The organism is Hyphomonas sp., from assembly GCF_022844445.1.
Classification (GTDB): domain Bacteria; phylum Pseudomonadota; class Alphaproteobacteria; order Caulobacterales; family Hyphomonadaceae; genus Hyphomonas.
This window is the reverse complement of the sequence record NZ_JALHLS010000022.1, coordinates 1-15,326: the sequence shown is the minus strand read 5'-3', so window position 1 is coordinate 15,326 and position 15,326 is coordinate 1. Positions and strand designations below refer to the sequence as shown.

The 15,326-nt window shown below is 65.3% G+C and carries 27 protein-coding genes and 1 tRNA gene; 15 read left to right on the top strand and 13 right to left on the bottom strand.

Translation table 11 applies throughout. The features are described from left to right. Position 1: 1 nt before the first annotated feature. On the bottom strand, positions 2-1,204 hold the full coding sequence (locus Q0C17_RS17065; protein ID WP_291208977.1) for a helix-turn-helix domain-containing protein: 1,203 nt from the start codon (positions 1,202-1,204) through the stop codon (positions 2-4). 71 nt (positions 1,205-1,275) lie between these two features. Between Q0C17_RS17065 and Q0C17_RS17060 the strand changes: the two genes are divergently transcribed. Then, on the top strand, positions 1,276-1,884 hold the full coding sequence (locus Q0C17_RS17060; protein WP_291208975.1) for a hypothetical protein: 609 nt from the start codon (positions 1,276-1,278) through the stop codon (positions 1,882-1,884). 5 nt (positions 1,885-1,889) lie between these two features. Here the strand turns inward: Q0C17_RS17060 and Q0C17_RS17055 are convergent, their stop codons facing one another. From Q0C17_RS17055 to Q0C17_RS17005, 11 genes are read right to left on the bottom strand one after another with little or no spacing between them, the layout of a single operon-like run. After that, positions 1,890-2,204: a DUF4031 domain-containing protein gene (locus Q0C17_RS17055; protein ID WP_291208972.1), complete on the bottom strand. Its 315-nt coding sequence runs from the start codon at positions 2,202-2,204 to the stop codon at positions 1,890-1,892. Next, positions 2,197-2,943, bottom strand: coding sequence for a hypothetical protein (locus tag Q0C17_RS17050; RefSeq protein ID WP_291208970.1), 747 nt, complete (start codon positions 2,941-2,943; stop codon positions 2,197-2,199). The genes Q0C17_RS17055 and Q0C17_RS17050 overlap by 8 nt, the downstream gene beginning before the upstream one ends. 38 nt (positions 2,944-2,981) lie before the next feature. Next, a complete protein-coding gene (locus tag Q0C17_RS17045) occupies positions 2,982-3,227 on the bottom strand; it encodes a DUF2312 domain-containing protein (protein ID WP_291208968.1) in 246 nt (81 codons plus the stop codon). Between the two features lie 2 nt (positions 3,228-3,229). Continuing rightward, entirely contained in the window at positions 3,230-3,568 is a 339-nt protein-coding gene (locus Q0C17_RS17040; RefSeq protein ID WP_291208966.1) for a hypothetical protein, read from the bottom strand. Further along, entirely contained in the window at positions 3,561-3,827 is a 267-nt protein-coding gene (locus Q0C17_RS17035; RefSeq protein ID WP_291208964.1) for a hypothetical protein, read from the bottom strand. The genes Q0C17_RS17040 and Q0C17_RS17035 overlap by 8 nt, the downstream gene beginning before the upstream one ends. A 7-nt stretch (positions 3,828-3,834) precedes the next feature. After that, positions 3,835-6,348, bottom strand: coding sequence for an MT-A70 family methyltransferase (locus Q0C17_RS17030; protein WP_291208961.1), 2,514 nt, complete (start codon positions 6,346-6,348; stop codon positions 3,835-3,837). A 59-nt stretch (positions 6,349-6,407) separates the two neighbouring features. Then, positions 6,408-6,608, bottom strand: a complete 201-nt coding sequence (locus Q0C17_RS17025) for a hypothetical protein (protein WP_291208958.1) — start codon at positions 6,606-6,608, stop codon at positions 6,408-6,410. Continuing rightward, positions 6,608-6,835 carry a hypothetical protein gene (locus Q0C17_RS17020; RefSeq protein ID WP_291208956.1) on the bottom strand — a complete coding sequence of 76 codons (228 nt, stop codon included), beginning with the start codon at positions 6,833-6,835 and terminating at the stop codon, positions 6,608-6,610. Before Q0C17_RS17020 ends, Q0C17_RS17025 begins: the two co-directional genes overlap by 1 nt. Before the next feature lie 4 nt (positions 6,836-6,839). Beyond that, complete coding sequence (locus tag Q0C17_RS17015) at positions 6,840-7,283, bottom strand: hypothetical protein (RefSeq protein ID WP_291208953.1); 444 nt, start codon at positions 7,281-7,283, stop codon at positions 6,840-6,842. Continuing rightward, positions 7,280-7,705 carry a hypothetical protein gene (locus Q0C17_RS17010; RefSeq protein ID WP_291208950.1) on the bottom strand — a complete coding sequence of 142 codons (426 nt, stop codon included), beginning with the start codon at positions 7,703-7,705 and terminating at the stop codon, positions 7,280-7,282. The genes Q0C17_RS17015 and Q0C17_RS17010 overlap by 4 nt, the downstream gene beginning before the upstream one ends. Then, entirely contained in the window at positions 7,702-7,941 is a 240-nt protein-coding gene (locus Q0C17_RS17005; RefSeq protein ID WP_291208947.1) for a helix-turn-helix transcriptional regulator, read from the bottom strand. The genes Q0C17_RS17010 and Q0C17_RS17005 overlap by 4 nt, the downstream gene beginning before the upstream one ends. A gap of 99 nt (positions 7,942-8,040) precedes the next feature. Between Q0C17_RS17005 and Q0C17_RS17000 the strand changes: the two genes are divergently transcribed. The 14 genes from Q0C17_RS17000 to Q0C17_RS18230 all read left to right on the top strand — a co-directional run bounded on the left by Q0C17_RS17000 (position 8,041) and on the right by Q0C17_RS18230 (position 15,252). Next, positions 8,041-8,361, top strand: a complete 321-nt coding sequence (locus Q0C17_RS17000; RefSeq protein WP_291208944.1) for a helix-turn-helix transcriptional regulator — start codon at positions 8,041-8,043, stop codon at positions 8,359-8,361. Between the two features lie 140 nt (positions 8,362-8,501). After that, entirely contained in the window at positions 8,502-8,723 is a 222-nt protein-coding gene (locus Q0C17_RS16995) for a hypothetical protein (RefSeq protein WP_291208941.1), read from the top strand. Beyond that, the gene (locus Q0C17_RS16990) at positions 8,720-9,031 is read left to right on the top strand and encodes a hypothetical protein (RefSeq protein WP_291208938.1); all 312 of its coding nucleotides are present in this window, start codon (positions 8,720-8,722) and stop codon (positions 9,029-9,031) included. The genes Q0C17_RS16995 and Q0C17_RS16990 overlap by 4 nt, the downstream gene beginning before the upstream one ends. Further along, a complete protein-coding gene (locus Q0C17_RS16985; protein WP_291208936.1) occupies positions 9,028-9,303 on the top strand; it encodes a hypothetical protein in 276 nt (91 codons plus the stop codon). Before Q0C17_RS16990 ends, Q0C17_RS16985 begins: the two co-directional genes overlap by 4 nt. 201 nt (positions 9,304-9,504) lie before the next feature. After that, positions 9,505-10,110 carry a hypothetical protein gene (locus Q0C17_RS16980; RefSeq protein WP_291208932.1) on the top strand — a complete coding sequence of 202 codons (606 nt, stop codon included), beginning with the start codon at positions 9,505-9,507 and terminating at the stop codon, positions 10,108-10,110. Between the two features lie 230 nt (positions 10,111-10,340). Further along, positions 10,341-10,619 (top strand): hypothetical protein, encoded by a 279-nt coding sequence (locus Q0C17_RS16975; RefSeq protein ID WP_291208929.1) that lies wholly within the window; start codon positions 10,341-10,343, stop codon positions 10,617-10,619. Further along, positions 10,612-11,742: a phage Gp37/Gp68 family protein gene (locus Q0C17_RS16970; RefSeq protein WP_291208926.1), complete on the top strand. Its 1,131-nt coding sequence runs from the start codon at positions 10,612-10,614 to the stop codon at positions 11,740-11,742. The genes Q0C17_RS16975 and Q0C17_RS16970 overlap by 8 nt, the downstream gene beginning before the upstream one ends. Then, positions 11,739-11,942 carry a hypothetical protein gene (locus Q0C17_RS16965; protein ID WP_291208923.1) on the top strand — a complete coding sequence of 68 codons (204 nt, stop codon included), beginning with the start codon at positions 11,739-11,741 and terminating at the stop codon, positions 11,940-11,942. Before Q0C17_RS16970 ends, Q0C17_RS16965 begins: the two co-directional genes overlap by 4 nt. Next, on the top strand, positions 11,939-12,145 hold the full coding sequence (locus tag Q0C17_RS16960; RefSeq protein ID WP_291208920.1) for a hypothetical protein: 207 nt from the start codon (positions 11,939-11,941) through the stop codon (positions 12,143-12,145). Before Q0C17_RS16965 ends, Q0C17_RS16960 begins: the two co-directional genes overlap by 4 nt. Next, positions 12,142-12,369, top strand: a complete 228-nt coding sequence (locus Q0C17_RS16955) for a hypothetical protein (RefSeq protein ID WP_291208917.1) — start codon at positions 12,142-12,144, stop codon at positions 12,367-12,369. The genes Q0C17_RS16960 and Q0C17_RS16955 overlap by 4 nt, the downstream gene beginning before the upstream one ends. Next, a complete protein-coding gene (locus tag Q0C17_RS16950; RefSeq protein ID WP_291208914.1) occupies positions 12,366-12,932 on the top strand; it encodes a nucleoside 2-deoxyribosyltransferase in 567 nt (188 codons plus the stop codon). The genes Q0C17_RS16955 and Q0C17_RS16950 overlap by 4 nt, the downstream gene beginning before the upstream one ends. Beyond that, a complete protein-coding gene (locus Q0C17_RS16945) occupies positions 12,929-13,126 on the top strand; it encodes a hypothetical protein (protein ID WP_291208912.1) in 198 nt (65 codons plus the stop codon). The genes Q0C17_RS16950 and Q0C17_RS16945 overlap by 4 nt, the downstream gene beginning before the upstream one ends. Beyond that, the gene (locus tag Q0C17_RS16940; RefSeq protein WP_291208909.1) at positions 13,126-13,500 is read left to right on the top strand and encodes a hypothetical protein; all 375 of its coding nucleotides are present in this window, start codon (positions 13,126-13,128) and stop codon (positions 13,498-13,500) included. The genes Q0C17_RS16945 and Q0C17_RS16940 overlap by 1 nt, the downstream gene beginning before the upstream one ends. 126 nt (positions 13,501-13,626) lie before the next feature. Continuing rightward, positions 13,627-15,252 (top strand): recombinase family protein, encoded by a 1,626-nt coding sequence (locus Q0C17_RS18230; RefSeq protein ID WP_366914859.1) that lies wholly within the window; start codon positions 13,627-13,629, stop codon positions 15,250-15,252. On the opposite strand, the gene Q0C17_RS16930 is transcribed toward Q0C17_RS18230, so the two are convergent. Then, positions 15,209-15,285, bottom strand: a tRNA-Met gene (locus Q0C17_RS16930). The two genes, Q0C17_RS18230 and Q0C17_RS16930, sit on opposite strands and share 44 nt — an antisense overlap. Positions 15,286-15,326: the final 41 nt, after the last annotated feature.

Below are 15,326 nucleotides of genomic sequence, written 5' to 3'. Positions count from 1 at the left end.
TTCACAAGCTACCTCCACGTTCCAGGAACTCGCGGTCCGCATCCTCGACCTGTTCCGCAGTGCGCTCGGCCTCGGTCGGTTCGGCAAAGGTGCCGTCCTTCCGCGGCGGCCAGGGTGCCGGGAAGCACCAGCCGTCCAGCGTGCGGTCGAGCGGTGAACCGTCGAAGTTCCAGCCTATCGGTTTCGGCGCGTCGCGCAGCCAGTGCTGCCATGCCCACCAGTTCGGCGTTCCCTTGCGAACCTTGGTCCAGCCGTCCGGACACGCGCCCTCGCGGAAATACGGCAAGGCCAGGGTGCCCGGAGGCTGCATCGGCGGCCATTCCGACGGCGCGTGCCAGCCCTTGCCGCCGCGCGCGCCGCTGTAGGTCAGTAGGCCGATCTGCGTGAGGCAGTAGCGGAAGATCGACCAAGCCCGATGCTGGGGCGTGTCCGCCTCGACCCAGACCCGCGTGTCGGGCGGTGGAGGGCGCAGCTTCGGATCGTCGAACAGTCGCGATTTCAGGAACTGCGAAGCCCTGCCGAGCCTCGGGCCTCCGCGCTTGGCGCAGGCCTTGGCCCATTGCGGCACGGCGCCGACAACGCGCATCTGTTCGATCGGCAGCAACGCATCCCACAGCAGTTCGCAGGCGGTGGCATCCTTGCCGAGCGGTACCGGCCACAAGGCCGTGAAGGCCGAGAAGGGCGCAGCCGGGGTCTCGCCGTCGGGCTCGCTTTCGGGGGGTAAGGGGGTAATTGTTCTATCTGACGGTTCAAGGGGATTCACCTGGGTGACTCCCTCCCCGGACTCACCTGGGTGACTCCCTCCCAACGGTGGGGAGGGGTCCACCGTGGACCCCTCCCTCGGCGCGCCCGACGCGGATTCATCGTCGGAATCCGCGTCGCTCGAGACCCTGTTTGGCGCGCCATCGGTAATTACAAACTCGGTCGGGTCCTTTGTCAGCGCGAGCCGATATTCGTTCGAGGTCGTGCGTCCGCTGCGCGGGTCCGTGCGCTCGAACACGGCGACGACGCCCGCCGCCTCGAATTCCTTCAGCCGCCGCTTCACCGTGCCTTCGCTGGTCATGGCGAACTGCGCGATGCGCTTGATCGAGGGGAAGGACACGCCGGCCGGATCCGAGTGCTCGGCCAGGGCCAGCAGCACCAGCCGGCCCGTCGCCGAGCCCGGCATCACATCCCACGCCCATTTCATGGCCTGTGTGCTCAATGCAACGCCCCCGTTTGACAGAGGCCCGCCGACGCCTTACCGGGCGAGCACAAGCCGATCGAGAGGCTCTGATGTCCCCACGTTCCGCCGCGTCCTACTTCGCCGTCATAGGCACGGCTTTGCTGATCGTCCTGCTCGGATATGCCGTCGCGCTGCTGGACGATCCGGTGCCGGAGATCCGCGCCGGCGCGCTTGGTGCGCTGGCGACGCTCACCACGGGGATCATTGCGATCGGAGCGGCCGCGACGGTGTGGATCATCGCGCAGCGGCAGCGGGAAGATGCTGCAACGGAACAGAGCGCAGCCGAGGCGGCAGGGGCAATCGCGGTTTCGGAATATGCCCTTTTGGTTTTGGCCCGCTGTGCCACCCTCAGCCGCGATAATGCCATGCTTCTCCGGGAGGATTTCCGCATCCTTCCAGACAAGGTGCGCGACGAAATTTCGAGCCGTGCGCCGGGAGATATTCTTTACCCTTACCTTGTGCTGCGTAGCCGAATTGCCCGCTTTGATGCACGCACGAGGCCCGCGCCGGTCACTTGGGGGCAACCCACCGTGGAGGCCCACTTGGTCCGCTTTGAGCGATCTGAAGTAACTGAAATTGCCAAGGATGCCTTCGCGGTCATCGCGAAAACCAGGGAATACGGCGGCGCAGATCCTGCAGACACCGATTTCACCACCTGAGATCATCAGCGCCTCCCGCCCAGCGGCAGCGCCTTCTGCGCCCGCGCCAGCTCGTAGCTACGCCGCGCGTGGTGCGCCGCGGCGATGACATCGCCCCGATCGGATTCGACGGCCCCGGCCGCGATCGCGCGATCGCGCGCCGCCGGCGTCAGGTCGTAATGCGGAAACTTCACCTTCGGCGGCATCTGGCGATAGCTCGTCACGCCGATCTCGGCCGCGAAGGCGTCGAGCGTCGCAAGATCCGAGCAGACCATGTGGCACCACGATTTGCCGTCGTGTAGCCGGAGCGCATCGACAAGGATGGGGGCGTTATCAGGCATGGACACCGGGCCGCGCACGGCTCTCGCGCACCGCGTCCAGGCGATGCCGGATCTGCTCGGTTTCTTCCGGCGAGGCCTGATTGCCAATAAGGAAGGCTTCGTGCGTGATGGCGAGAATTTCACTCCACAGCGCAGGAGGGCGATCCAGTCCGAACATTTTGGCCGTCTTGCGGTCGGCGAACGCAATCGCGCCGTAGGCCGCCCACTTCGTCTTCTGTTCCACGGTCACATCCTGACCATCGCTCAACGCGAACTTCAGGTAGCTCGCGGCGTTCTGGGCATCGCGAGCGGCAACGCCCGTGGAGGGGCGCTTGTTGCCGACTGATGTGACCACCCGGAGTGCATCCGTGATCTCAATCACTTTCCGGCAGCGTTTGGCGGCGGAGGACAGACCTGCCGCGTCAAGGTAAGTACTCAACACGCGCTTGACGATCTGCACCGAGAGATAGTCCGCGCGGCGGGCTTCCACTTCGGGCGCGTCGGCCGAGCCGGACAGCTTCATGACAAAGGGCAACAGCTTTTGCCGTTCCGCGCTTGGCATCGCGTCGTTGATCACGATGAGGAAGGCCGCCAGCGGCTTGGAGAAGCACGGCGGACAATCGTCGGCGCTTTTTACCTCGCGATATTCGAGGCCGGCGGCCACGATTGCCGCCTCGTTGATGCAGGTGCCGCCGTCACGGCCAGGAAAATCGTGAGAGCCGCGCTGCAGGCTCCAGTTCAGGATGTGATCGAAGTCCATATCAGCCCTCCTTCAGCAAGTTTTGCGACAGAAACTCGTCACTTCACCATGCCCAGCGCGGTCAGGTAGAGGTCCAGAATGGCCTCTTCCTCCTCACGCTGGGCCTGATCCTGTTTGCGTATGGACACCACCTTGCGCAGCACCTTGGTGTCGAAGCCGTTGGCTTTCGCCTCGGCGTAGACCTCCTTGATATCGTCGGCGATGGCCTTCTTCTCTTCCTCCAGTCGCTCGATGCGTTCCACGATCGAGAGCAGCTGGTCCTTGGCCACGACGCTTGCATCCATAGTCACAGCCCTCCGTCAAAGAGCGGGGTTTCGGTGCGTACACGCTTACGCTTCGGTTTCGCCGCTGCCTTCGCGGCGCGCAGGGATTCGGTCTTGGCCTCGCGCAGGCGCGCGACGGCCGCGGTCGCGTCGTCAAGCTGCCGCCGCAGCGCGCTGCGGCCGTTCTTCTCGACGGCCAGTTCCTGCCGGATCCGGCGCGCATCGGCCTTCTGCCATTCGATCTCGGCTTCCAGCAGCGCCTGATATTTCTTTTCGTCGTGCGGGGCACGATCGTGCGCCTGGCGGGCCCGGCCCAGCCGTCGCGCCGCCTCGTCGAGCGTAAGGACGGGAGTGTCAGTCATCGCGCGGCTCGTCGGAAAGAAGCTCGGCGCGGTGCCGCAGATAGTTCAGCAACGTGCGCCGCTGCACCACGGGCAGCCCGCGCAGCGCAAAGCCCAGGAGGCGGGCGAAGGCCTCCATCAGGGCCATCCGATCGTCGGTCGCCAGCGCGCCCTCGGCGCCCGTCCGCAGCTGCTCCTGATAGCCGCGCGTGCGCTCCATGCGCGCGCCGTCGCCCTGCAGGTCGAACGTGGCTTTGAGGATCTCGGCGCGGCTGGACATGAGGCGGCTATTCCTCGTCGGCCAGCATGCGCACGGTGCCGCCGCCGACATTGACCGCCGCCAGCACCCGGTCCTCATCATCCTCGCCGGCTTCGCCCTCGATCGGCTGTGCCTGGTTGCCCCAGACATCCCAGCCTTCGCGCGGCTCACGGCAGAACAGCTCGATGCGCGGCAGGTCGGGCCACGTCTGTTCGATCCACGTGCGGATCTCGTCGGGCTTGCGCGAGTGTTCTCGCACCGGCGACTGCAGAACGCTGGAAAGCTGCGTACCCATCAACGGTGCCGGGAAGTCGCCGCGCGTGGCGACGATCAGAATCTCGTGCTGGTTCCTGAACCAGTAGCCGGTGCCGATCTTGTCCTTGATCCAGGCGAGATGCGATTTGTATTCGAAGCCCCAGCCCGGCAGGCAGTTCAGCGCCTTGGCGAGATGTGGCACCGTCGTCCAGAGCAGGAGCAGCGCATCGTCGCCGGCGATCCTGTCGAGCTGCAGGGCTTGAATGTCGGCAAGGTCCATACAGGGGTAGTGATTTTCCGAAGAGCGATCCTTGCCGTTCTCGGTCCATGTTTCATGCAGCCAGGCAGGGTCGCCGTAAATGATGGGATAGCGCTTGTTCGGCAGCGGGCCGTTGCCCTTCGAGATCTCTCGTATCCGCTCCAGACGGGTTTCGCGCTTAGCCGCATTCCGCTCGGCACGGATCTCTTTCGCCTTGTCGAGGATCTCCTTTTCGCCCCGCGCGACGATCTGGGCCTGTTCGGCTTTCGGCAGACTCGTCAGGGCCTCGGCGGTCGAGACGGACACGCGGCCCTGTTCGACGGCCTCAGCCAGCTCCGGCGCGCCTTGGGCCAGCACCTTCGCGGCCGACGCCACCGAACGTTCCGAGACCTGCAGGCTTTCCGCCGCCGCCTGGCGCGTCACCGGCGCCGGCGCATCGCCTGAAACCTGCAAATTTGCAGGTTTGACCCGCTGCCCCTGTTTGAGATTGGCGATCTTCGCCGCGACGATGGCGCGCTGGCCTTCGCTGAGATGGCGCCGGCGGAGGTTCTTCGACAGCACCCAGGCGAGCGCATCCTCGCCCTCGAATTCCACGAACAAATCTGGCCGGTCGCCCGGATTGATGTCCGGCGAAACCATCCTGTTTTTCAGCAGCGCGCGATAGCGGTTGCGGCCGTCGAGGATCGCACCGTCCAGCAGCACCACGCTTTCCTGCAGGCCGTTCTTCTTGATGTCCTTGGCCAGCTCGTCGAAGTCCTTGCCGTCGAGCACGGGGAACAGGTTGGCGTAAGGGTGGAAGGGCAGGCCGGGCGACTCGGGATCCTCGGCGCCGGTGTTCTCCGCCGTCCACGGCTCGCCCTCGATCGGTGCATCCTTGCGCACGCCGGGGTTCGCGGCATCTGCCACATAGCGAAGCACCGGCCAGTCCTTCGTTTTCGTAACATGTCCATACGACGTCAGCTCGGTGCGCTGACGGTCGAGTTCGATTTCGTCCGTTACGAAATAACGCCCCTCGGTCGGGAAGTCCGCAACGGGCACGAGGTCGCCGGCATCGCTGATGGCGATGATCAAGCCGGCCGCCGGGCGGCCATAGCTGGCATGCTTGGGGTCGGGAAAAGCGCTGTCCGCTTTTGGTTTGCCGCCCCGGCGGTCGCGCGCGGCGTCCCAGGCCTCGGCGAGCCGGAACGCGCGCGCGGCAAGGTCGCGGCCGTCGGGAAGCGTGACATCGGTGGCGACCACGCCGCGCTGCAGCGGGCGCAAATAGGGCTCGTCATCGTCATCGTTGTCTTCCGAGGGGGTGAAGCCGGCATCCAGCACATACACGGTGGACGGATAGCAGCGGTCGTTCTCCTCCTCGTCGTCGCTCGCCACGTCCTGTTCGATCAGCTTGCGCGCCCAGGCGTCGATGGTGTGGCCCACCACAGGGCGCTCTGCGTCATCGCCATTGCCGGCATCATGCAGATAGGAATAGCCGTGCCGCGCGGTGAAGACCTGGTCGAAGCGCGTCGCGTAGTAGGCGAAGCTCATCCGGTTCTGGTAATGCCCGCCGGGTTCGACCTTGACGATGACGGAGAGGCCGGCATGCTCGACCGGGAAGATGCCGTGCTGGCCCCACTTGGGGATGTCGCCTGGCGCAGCGGCGCACTGTGCCTCCAGCGTCTCCTCGGCTTCGTAGGCGTATGTGCCGAAGCCCTCGCAGCCGGATGCACGCCGCCGCGCGGCAACGAGTCGTTCGTCTGCCGAGGCCTCTGCGTCGGCGTCTCCGGCCATGATGGCATCGTGCAGAAGGTCGACGGCGGCCATGTAGGCTGCCTTGATGCTGTCCGCGTCGAACGGTATCGCCTCCGCCAGCGCCTTGATCCGCTCCTCGCGCAGCTCGTGCTCGGTCTTCGCCTTTTCCTTCTTCGGCGTCTTGCCCTTCGCGGCCTTGCCCTTGGCTTTCTTCGGCGCCGGCGCATCCTCGTCGCCGCCCTCGTCGAGAACGGCCTCGGTGGAGGTGTCGGCAACAGCTTCTTTCTTGCGGGCCATGTCTTGACCTCCCTCCAATACGGAGCCGCGAAAGCGGTCCCAGAATGATTTCTTGCCCATCAGCGCGTGGCCTCCGGATCCGCGAGCGACACAAGGTCGGCCTTCGCGTCGCGCGCATGCACGATGAGGTCGACCGCGACATCCTTTGCGATGGCCGGCACGAACGCGGCTGTGATCTCGGTGCCGTCCGCCAGCTTCATGCCGAGCGTCACGCAGCCGGGCGCGTGCGAAACCGAGACGATGCGGACGGGCAGCGCCATCACGTCGACCTCCCGTGCATCAGTGCGAAGCTCTCGCGCAGGCGAGAGACGCAGCCGTCGGCGATGTGATCGAGAAGGGGTGCGGAGGGCACGGGGATACCCTCCGCGACCCGGCCGTGGAGGGTAGCCCGGCCGGGCTGGCGCGCGGGTACATCCGCCGCATCGCCAAATCGAAAGCGCGAGTTCTCGCGCAGGAATTTTCCGAAGTCGTCGCGCCCCCGCCGCATTGCGTCACGCACCCCCGGAACGAAGGTGATCCAGCTTGACCCCGAACATGCGCGCTATTTCGCGACGGGTGTCCTCACCTGTTTCGGCAGCAAAAACTTGATCTGGAGATATGAGATGATCCGCCGCCTGCCGCAGCGGCAGGTAAAGCGAGGGAGGTTCGCGCGGTTCGGTGTCGGGCAATGACCCGCCGGGAACGATCGCGTAGCGGCCGTCCGAACTGAATTCAGTTCCCTCCGGAAAACGGATGCCGTCCCAGCTGCGCAGCTGCACCACGCGCATGAACGCAGCCGCATCGCTTTCCTCCGATGCATCGAAGGTGCGCCACGCCGAAACGATGACGTTCCAGAGCAGGCAGAGCAGGGGCCAGGCGATGGTCACCGCGAGGAACAGCGCCAGCGCGCCGAGCGACACGACGCCCATGAGTGTCTGTACGCCGTCGAGCTTCATGCAAGCCTCCCGCGTTCACCATGTTTGGAGAAAGTCGCCGCGCCCTTCGAGCGTGCACAAACTTTTGCCTTTGATTTCAAGGCCGCGATTGCAACCATGAATTCCAGATGCGCGCGGCATGCATCCTTGCGCGCAGGGGGATCGAGATGGGCAGCGCACTTCGTGAGTGCGCCCCGCCTCTGGTCGAGCCGGTTCCCGTTGGCGACACGTTCGTCACCGGCCTCGGGCTCGCAGAGCCGCGCGGCGATTTCGTACGTCTCACCTTTTTCAGTGAGCGCTGTGTGGTCGAAGCCGCGAGCGAGTTTGCGACCGCGCCGCCCGCCGAGGAACGCACGGTCGAGGCGCGCCTTGTCCTTACACCGGACCGGCTGCGCCGCATCGTGCGGCAGATGCAGGATCTGGTCGAGCAGATGGACCGTCATGCCGCGCGCACCCGGTCGGCGTCGGCATCGTCGATAATGGGGATCCTGAGAAAGTAGCGCGCGTCGATGCCGGTCTTCGCCTGCAGGCCTCCGGCAAGGTCGGCGCTGGCGCGCCGCTTGCCGGCGATGACGTCGGACATATGGGTTTCGGAGCAGCCCAGCTCGCGCGACAGCTTCGCGGCGGTCATGCCGTCCTGGCCGTCAATCCATTTGCGGAGCCGAATCAGTCTTTCCATCGCGCAGCAACTCCGCTATTAGCGAAGTTGGAAGTCAAGATGCGGCTCCGCTTCCTGTTGGTGGTGTAGAGTATGTGGGCTGTGGAAAATTCTTCGCCAATGGCGAAGTCTTCTCAAAAATACCGACGCACCTTCCTGAAGGAATGGCGGATCCATCGCGACCTAACGCAGGCGCAGCTGGCCGAGGCGATGGACATCAGCGAGACCTACCTGTCGGACCTCGAAAGAGGCATCCGGCGCTATAACCAGGACATGCTGGAGACCGCTGCCGAGGCTCTGAATTGCTCGGTCGTGGATCTGTTGACCCGTAAACCGGCGCCGGCCGAGGGCAAGTCCGAGGACGTCTGGTCAATGTTGAGCGAACTGGACGAGGCCGACCGTCAGCGCGCCGCGGTTATCATCAGCACCCTGAAACGCTGAAATTCTCAATATCCGCAAATGATTGAAGCCCACCCGCCGGGCCGCTTCCGCGCGGCTTATCCACAACTCCGCAGATAGCGGATATTTTCTTAACCACCGTTCTCCGCTAATAGCGAAGTTACGCGGCGGAGGGTTGAGACATGGCTGTGGCCTATCACGTAACTTCGGAAGGGGAGCGTGCCGGCCGTCTTGCCGACCGCTACGCCCGCGCCGCCTCGGCGCCTTCGCCCCTTCGCAACTTCCTGAACGCCGTCGAGCACGGCGATCCGGCCGACGTCCTGGCCGAGCTCGAACTGGCGCGCGCCCGCGCGCTTCTCGGCGAAGACACGCTCCTCGATCCCGACATGGACTTCCTCGCATGAGCAAGACCGCAAATACGCCGGGGCCGGAAACCTTCTGGAACGGCGAGCCCACCAAAGCACGCAAGGTTTTCGTAGAGGTCGGCGGGCCGGTCCCTTCGACGTGGTGGTGTGCCGACCTGATCGGCTTCGAGCGCCGCGCAGTCGAAGTGACCTACCAAGGCCAGACGTTCTTCCTCGACGACGAGGACGGCAGCGGCTGGGAGAAGGTGACCACCGGCCGCGGCGGCTTCCGTTATGGCCACAGATCGCTGCCCGGGAACAGCACCGTGACGCACGAGCGTGCCGACAAAGCGGAGGGCCGGTCGTGAACTGCCCGAAGTGCGACGAAGATATCGGCGACAGTTACCAAGAGGACGATCCGTCTGTCGGCATCGTCGGCGGTTACTACTGCGATGCCTGTGATCTACCGGTCGATCGGGACGCATACGAGCCAATGGAGGGCGATGTCCCGATCATGACGGCGCGCGAAGCGCGTGGTGATCGTCCTCTCGGAACCCCCATTTCGAAGCTGTCTGGAAGGCCCGGCGAGCCCGGCTTCGCCGAGTTCTGCCGGATCGCAAGGTCGTGGGGGCATGAATGACCGCGCTCGCACGGCTCCGCCAATCAATTAGACAGGCGCTGTGTAAGCACACGTGGCGACCGACACTGTTTCAGGCGCTTGTGCCCGGCACATCGTACGAATGCACCAAGTGCGGCAAGATGGAGCAACGGCCGTGATCGGCTTCTTCGTCGACTCCGTACTTACAGCTTTCGGCCGCTTTCTCGGACTGGAGGGCACGCATTGACCTGGGCGCAATCCCTGCGCGGCAACGCGCTCGAACTGGTCGAGCCGACCGTCGAGCAGGTCGACTTCCGCGAGATCGCCGAAACGCTGGCGACGCTCAACCGTTACACCGGCTGCGCGCAGATCCCGATCTCGGTGGCGCAGCACACCATCATTTGCTGTGAGAACGCCCCGGTCGAGATCCGGCCGTGGATCCTGCTGCACGACTGCCATGAGGCGGGCAGGGTGGGCGACATCGGCACGCCCCAGCTCGAAGCCTTCTGCAAGATCGCCGAGCAGATGTACGGACTGACCGCGTCCGACATCGTCCGTGCCACGATCGACGAGGCCAAGCGCCGCCACGATCTGGTCATCCATCGCGCCGCCGGGCTGCCGATGCCGACGCCGGAACAGAGGGCCGTCATCAAGCGCCTCGACCTTGCCGCGCTCGCCACCGAGCGCCGCGACTTTCTCAACCGCAGCAAGCGCGCATGGCATCCCGCCGTCGAGGCCGCGCAGCCCTTCCGCAAGGTCTATCGCTATGTGCCGCCGGCGATGGCAGCCGAGAGTCTGTACGGCGCGTTCTGCGCCTATCTCCCATCCCTGTCGGGAATGCCCTCGTGAAAGACGCCAGCATGTCCTCCGCGAGATCCTCAAACATTCCCGCAGCGGCCCGCGTTGCCGTCTCAAAACTTGGAGACGCGGGCCGCACCCCTTTCTCAACCGGAGCCCGCAGCCATGACGCTGTTCCATCGCTTGCTCGACAGGTTTGACCGTTGGCGTTTGAAGTTCGCGCTGCGTGCTGCAGCCCGCGTGTCGGATTACCCGCACGAGCATATCGAAGGGCGCGTGCTGTGACGGCCGCCTCGCTGCGGCTCGACCGCACGGCGGCACAGCCGGAACACCAGCCGAAATTCGATTGGCAGAACGGCGACGGCAAGTCCGACATTGTCCGCACGCTCACGACGCCGGACGGCTTCACGGCGGAGATCCGCTGCAAGGGCGAATTCAATTTTCAGTATGAGGTCGCCAGGCGCGGCAGCCCGACCATCATCGACAGCGCTCGCGCCCTCTCGCGCCCCGGCGCCGAGGCCTGCGTGGAGATGCTGATCGAGGATCAGCGCAATGGCTGACGGCTCGAAGATCGAGTGGACCGACGACACATGGAATCCCTTCGTCGGCTGCAGCCTTGAATCGCCGGGCTGCACGAACTGCTACGCCATGAAGCAGGCGCCGCGCACCGACGCGCTTACGCTCGGCGCGCAGCTGGCCGGCAAGCTGGCCGACAGGCTGACGGTACCGTCGAAGAACGGTCCGGTCTGGAGCGGCCAGATCCGCTTCGCCGAGCGTAAGCTGTCCTTCCCGCTCCAGAAGCGGCACGGCCGCCGGATCTTCGTCAATTCGATGTCGGACCTGTTCCATGAGGACGTGCCGGACGAATGGATCGACAAGGTCTTCGCCGTCATGGCGCTGTGCCCCCAGCACACCTTCCAGATCCTGACGAAGCGCGCTGCGCGCATGCGTGCCTACATCGCCAGCCGCAACGCCGAGCGTCCGTGGCAGGACGGAAACCTGATCAGCATGACCTTCTGGAACGGCAAGGGCTCGGCCTACAAGTCATCCATTTCCAAACAGACGCCGCCCTGGCCGCTGCCGAATGTATGGCTCGGCGTCTCGGTCGAGGATCAGAAGCGCGCCGACGAGCGCATCCCGGTTCTGCTCGACACGCCGGCGGCCGTTCGCTGGATCTCCGCCGAGCCGCTGCTCCGGCCGGTGAGTCTCGAAAAGCTGTGCCTCGTTACGAAGAAGCCGGGATCTGCGCGCGCTGGCATTCATCTTGATGCGCTGGAAGGCCGCTTCTTTGAGAGCGGGCTGCCCTATAACAACGGCGCTCGCCTCGACTGGATTGTCTGCGGCGGCGAGAGCGGTCGCAGCGCCCGTCCCATGCATCCGGATTGGGCCCGCTCGCTGCGCGACCAGTGCGCCGCCGCCGGAACGCCGTTCTTCTTCAAGCAGTGGGGCGAGTGGGCACCCGGCGAGTGTGCGGACTCGGCGCCGACCCGAACTCAGGACGCCGCCTCCTACTACGACGAGAACTGGACAAGCCCCGGCTGGCACTTTGAACGCATAACGCCTCGCGCGAGCGAGGAGATGCATCGCGAAGATGAGCCGGACGTCTATCGCCTCGGCAAGAAAGCCGCCGGTCGCCTGCTCGACGGCGTCGAACATAATGCCCTTCCGGAGGTACGCACATGATGGTCGCACCCGACACATATCGCGTGCTCGTCGTCGACGAGAACCCGTCCGTCATCCGCGTCAGCGACGACGGCAAGCGCATGTTCGCGTTCTTCCTCTCCGACATCGAGGTCGAGCGCACCGAGGAGCGCGAGCTGGGCTTTCAGGTCGCGCGGATCTCGGTGCCCGATTGGCTCGCCTGCCGGAAGGGCCTCGCATGAGATCCGACATCGCCGATTACACCGTGGTCTTCATCCACGAAACGCCGGCTGCGGTTCTCGTCACCGACGACGGCACCCGCGAGGTCTGGCTTCCGAAATCGAAGATCGAGATCGAACACACCGGCAACTATGACCACCGCCGGCGCGAAGTGCTTGTCGTGTCGGTTCCCGAATGGCTCGCCAAGGACAAGGGACTCGCATGAAGATCATCCTTACCGCGACAAATCAGTTCTCCGATGTCGGAGGAGCCGCTTGCCGCCTCTGGATCGGCGCGACAGACGACGGCGTGCCGGTACATGCGTGGATCCGCGCCGTCAGCCCGCAAACGCACGACGAGGCAGTGAACGCGCGATTTGCCGCCGACCTCATCGACACCGGCAACGCCCCCGGCGACTTCGCCGCGATCGACAGCAGGTATGTCCAATGATCGCCGCGGTCACACGCCCAAGCCTCTATCTCGCCGGGCCGGACGTTTTCCGGCAGAACGCCGAAGAATTCGGCCAGGCGCTCAAGGCCACCTGCCTGAACGCGGGGTTCACGCCGCTCTGGCCGCTCGACCAGGAGCCGCCGGAGGCCGAGCTGTCGCCGCGTCAGATGGCGCACAGGATCTGTAGCCTCAATCTCCGCATGCTGCAGAAGGCCGATGCCGTGCTGGCCAACATAGAGCCGTTCCGCGGGCCGGGGATGGACGCCGGTACTGCGTTCGAGATCGGCGTCGCCTTCGCCATCGGCAAGCCCGTCTTCGCCTACAGCAGCGACTTCCGTAGTTACGCGCAGCGCGTGTCGGATCAATATCACGGCCACCGCCGCCCTTGGGCGATGCGGCTGAAGCCGGTCGGCGAAGAGATCTACGCCGAGGGCATGCAGGTCGAGAACTTCGGCCTCGAAGACAATCTCATGATTGCTTGCACGGTGAAATGGATCGCCGGCAGCGCCGAGGAGGCGCTCGATCGTGCCGCCCTCTGGCGCGACAAGGACTGGCGACCGTGAGCGAGAAGCCCGCCCATACAAGGCAGACGGATGCGCGACTGTTGCGCGAGATCCTGACTTGCCAGCGCGCGCTGAACGCCGCAATCCAGCGAGGGTGCGAGGCAGGGCTGGCCGTGCAGGTGACGGTCACGACGGGCCGCATCGAGCGCAGCCCCGGTGTCGATGTTCGCGCCTTCCGCGAGGTATCGCCCTGATGGTGGCCTACAGCTTCAAGCAGCGGTTTGCAGATCCGATCGAGCAGCGCACGAAGCTGCAGACGATCCGGCTCGACAGGAAGCGCCACGCGCGCAAGGGCGAGGAGCTTCAGCTGTACCAGGGCATGCGGACACGGCACTGCCGCCTGCTGCGCCGGGCGACGTGCACACTGGTCTGCGACATCGAGATCAACTGGAAGCCGCCGGTCATCATCCGCCTCGACAAGTTCATTGTCCTGGCCGAGCGGGGGATGCTGGAGGACTTCGCCCGCAAGGATGGCTTCGAGGATCTCGCCGACATGCGGGCCTTCTGGGAAGCCGAGCATCCCGGCCTGACGATCTTCCGGGGCAAGCTCATCCGGTGGGAGGCCTGACGATGCCCCGCCAGCCGCGCCCCTTGCCCCGGAGTCCCGACCCGGCCATTCTGGCCCTGGTCAGGGCGGCAGCGCGGCAGCTGGCCCGTGAAGATCACGAGAGGGAAACGGGGGAAAAAGTAGTCTATGAGCCGCCGCGCCGCGATCTACGCCCGCTTCTCGACAGACCTCCAGAACGAACGTTCGGTCGATGACCAGATAGCCCTGTGCCGCGACTATGCCGCGCGCGAGGGTTTCACGGTGGTCGAGGTCTATTCCGATTCCGCAAGGTCCGGTGCCTCGATCTTCGGCCGTGACGGCCTCATGGGCATGCTCGCCGCCTGCGAGCTGCAGACCCTGCGCTTCGACATCGTGCTGGTCGAGCATGCTGATCGCCTGTCGCGCGACATCGAGGATCTCGCGGGCATTCACAAGCGGCTGGATTTTCGCGGCATCGAAATCCGCGCGCTCAACTCCGGCACAATCGACACCACGACGGTCGGCCTGTTCGGCCTGGTCGCGCAGATGCAGCGCGAGGAGGGCGCGAAGAAGACGCGCCGGGGCCTCAAGTCCGTGGTGCGTTCCGGACGCAGTGCCGGCGGGCGTCTGTACGGCTATCGCCCGGTACCGGGTCAACCCGGCGAGATCACGATCGATGAGGACGAAGCTGCCGTCGTTCGCCGGATCTTCGACGATTACAACAGCGGCCTGTCGCCACGCGAGATCGCCGCGGCGCTCAACCGCGACGGCGTTCGGCCGCCGCGCGGCGATCGCTGGAACGCCTCGACCTTGAACGGATGCGCATCGCGCGGCTATGGCATCCTGCGTAACGATCTCTATGCCGGCCGCCGGATCTGGAACAAGGTCGCCATGCGCCGCAATCCGGCGAACGGAAAGCGCATCTCGCGCCCGAACGCCGCCGCCGAGCACGTCATTACCGAAGTACCGCACCTTGCAATCGTCGCGCCGGACGTCTTCTCCGCCGCATCGCTCAGGAAGGCCGCTGACGGCCGTTCGCACCCATCGCACGCCCGCAGGCCGCGCCACCTGTTGTCCGGCCTTCTGCGCTGCCCGTGTGGCGCGGGAATGAGCGCCAAGGGCGCGGACAAGACCGGCCGCAACCGCGTTGAATGTTCGGCACATCGGGAATCCGGTTCGTGCCCGGATCCGCATGTCTTCTACATCGACCGGATCGAGAGGAAGGTGCTGGAGACCCTGCGCGCCGAGATGGACGATCCGCAGATCCTGTCGGCCTTCATCTCCGAATACCACGCGGAGCGGAAACGGCTCGCGACGCGCCGGATGTCCCAACGCGCGAACATCGAACGCAAACTGGCCGAGCTCGGCCGCGAGCAGCTGCGCCTGGTCGACGTGATGGCGAAGACGACGGGAGACGTGCCGGAGCTGATTGCGCGCACAAACGAGATCACGGCCGAGCGCGCGCAGCTGCAGATCGAACTCGAACGACAGCCGGAACCGGAGAAGGTCATTGCGCTGCATCCTGCCGCGCTGGTGCATTACGAGGCGCTGGTGAAGCGTCTGCAGAACGCCATCGGCCGCGCGGCCGTCGCCGGCGATCCGGAAGCATCGCAGGCGCTGCGGGATCTGGTCGAGACCGTGACGGTCCGGCCGGGCAATGTGAAAGGTGATGTGGCGATCGAGATCGTCGGCCGGCTGAACGCCCTGCTGGGCGACTACGGATTCCCCAACGTCGCGTCGGGGGGAATGGTGGTAGCGAGGGAGGGACTCGAACCCCCGACACGCGGATTATGATTCCGCTGCTCTAACCAGCTGAGCTACCCCGCCATCCGGGCCCGGATATAGGTGCCCCGCGAAGCCCAAGTCAA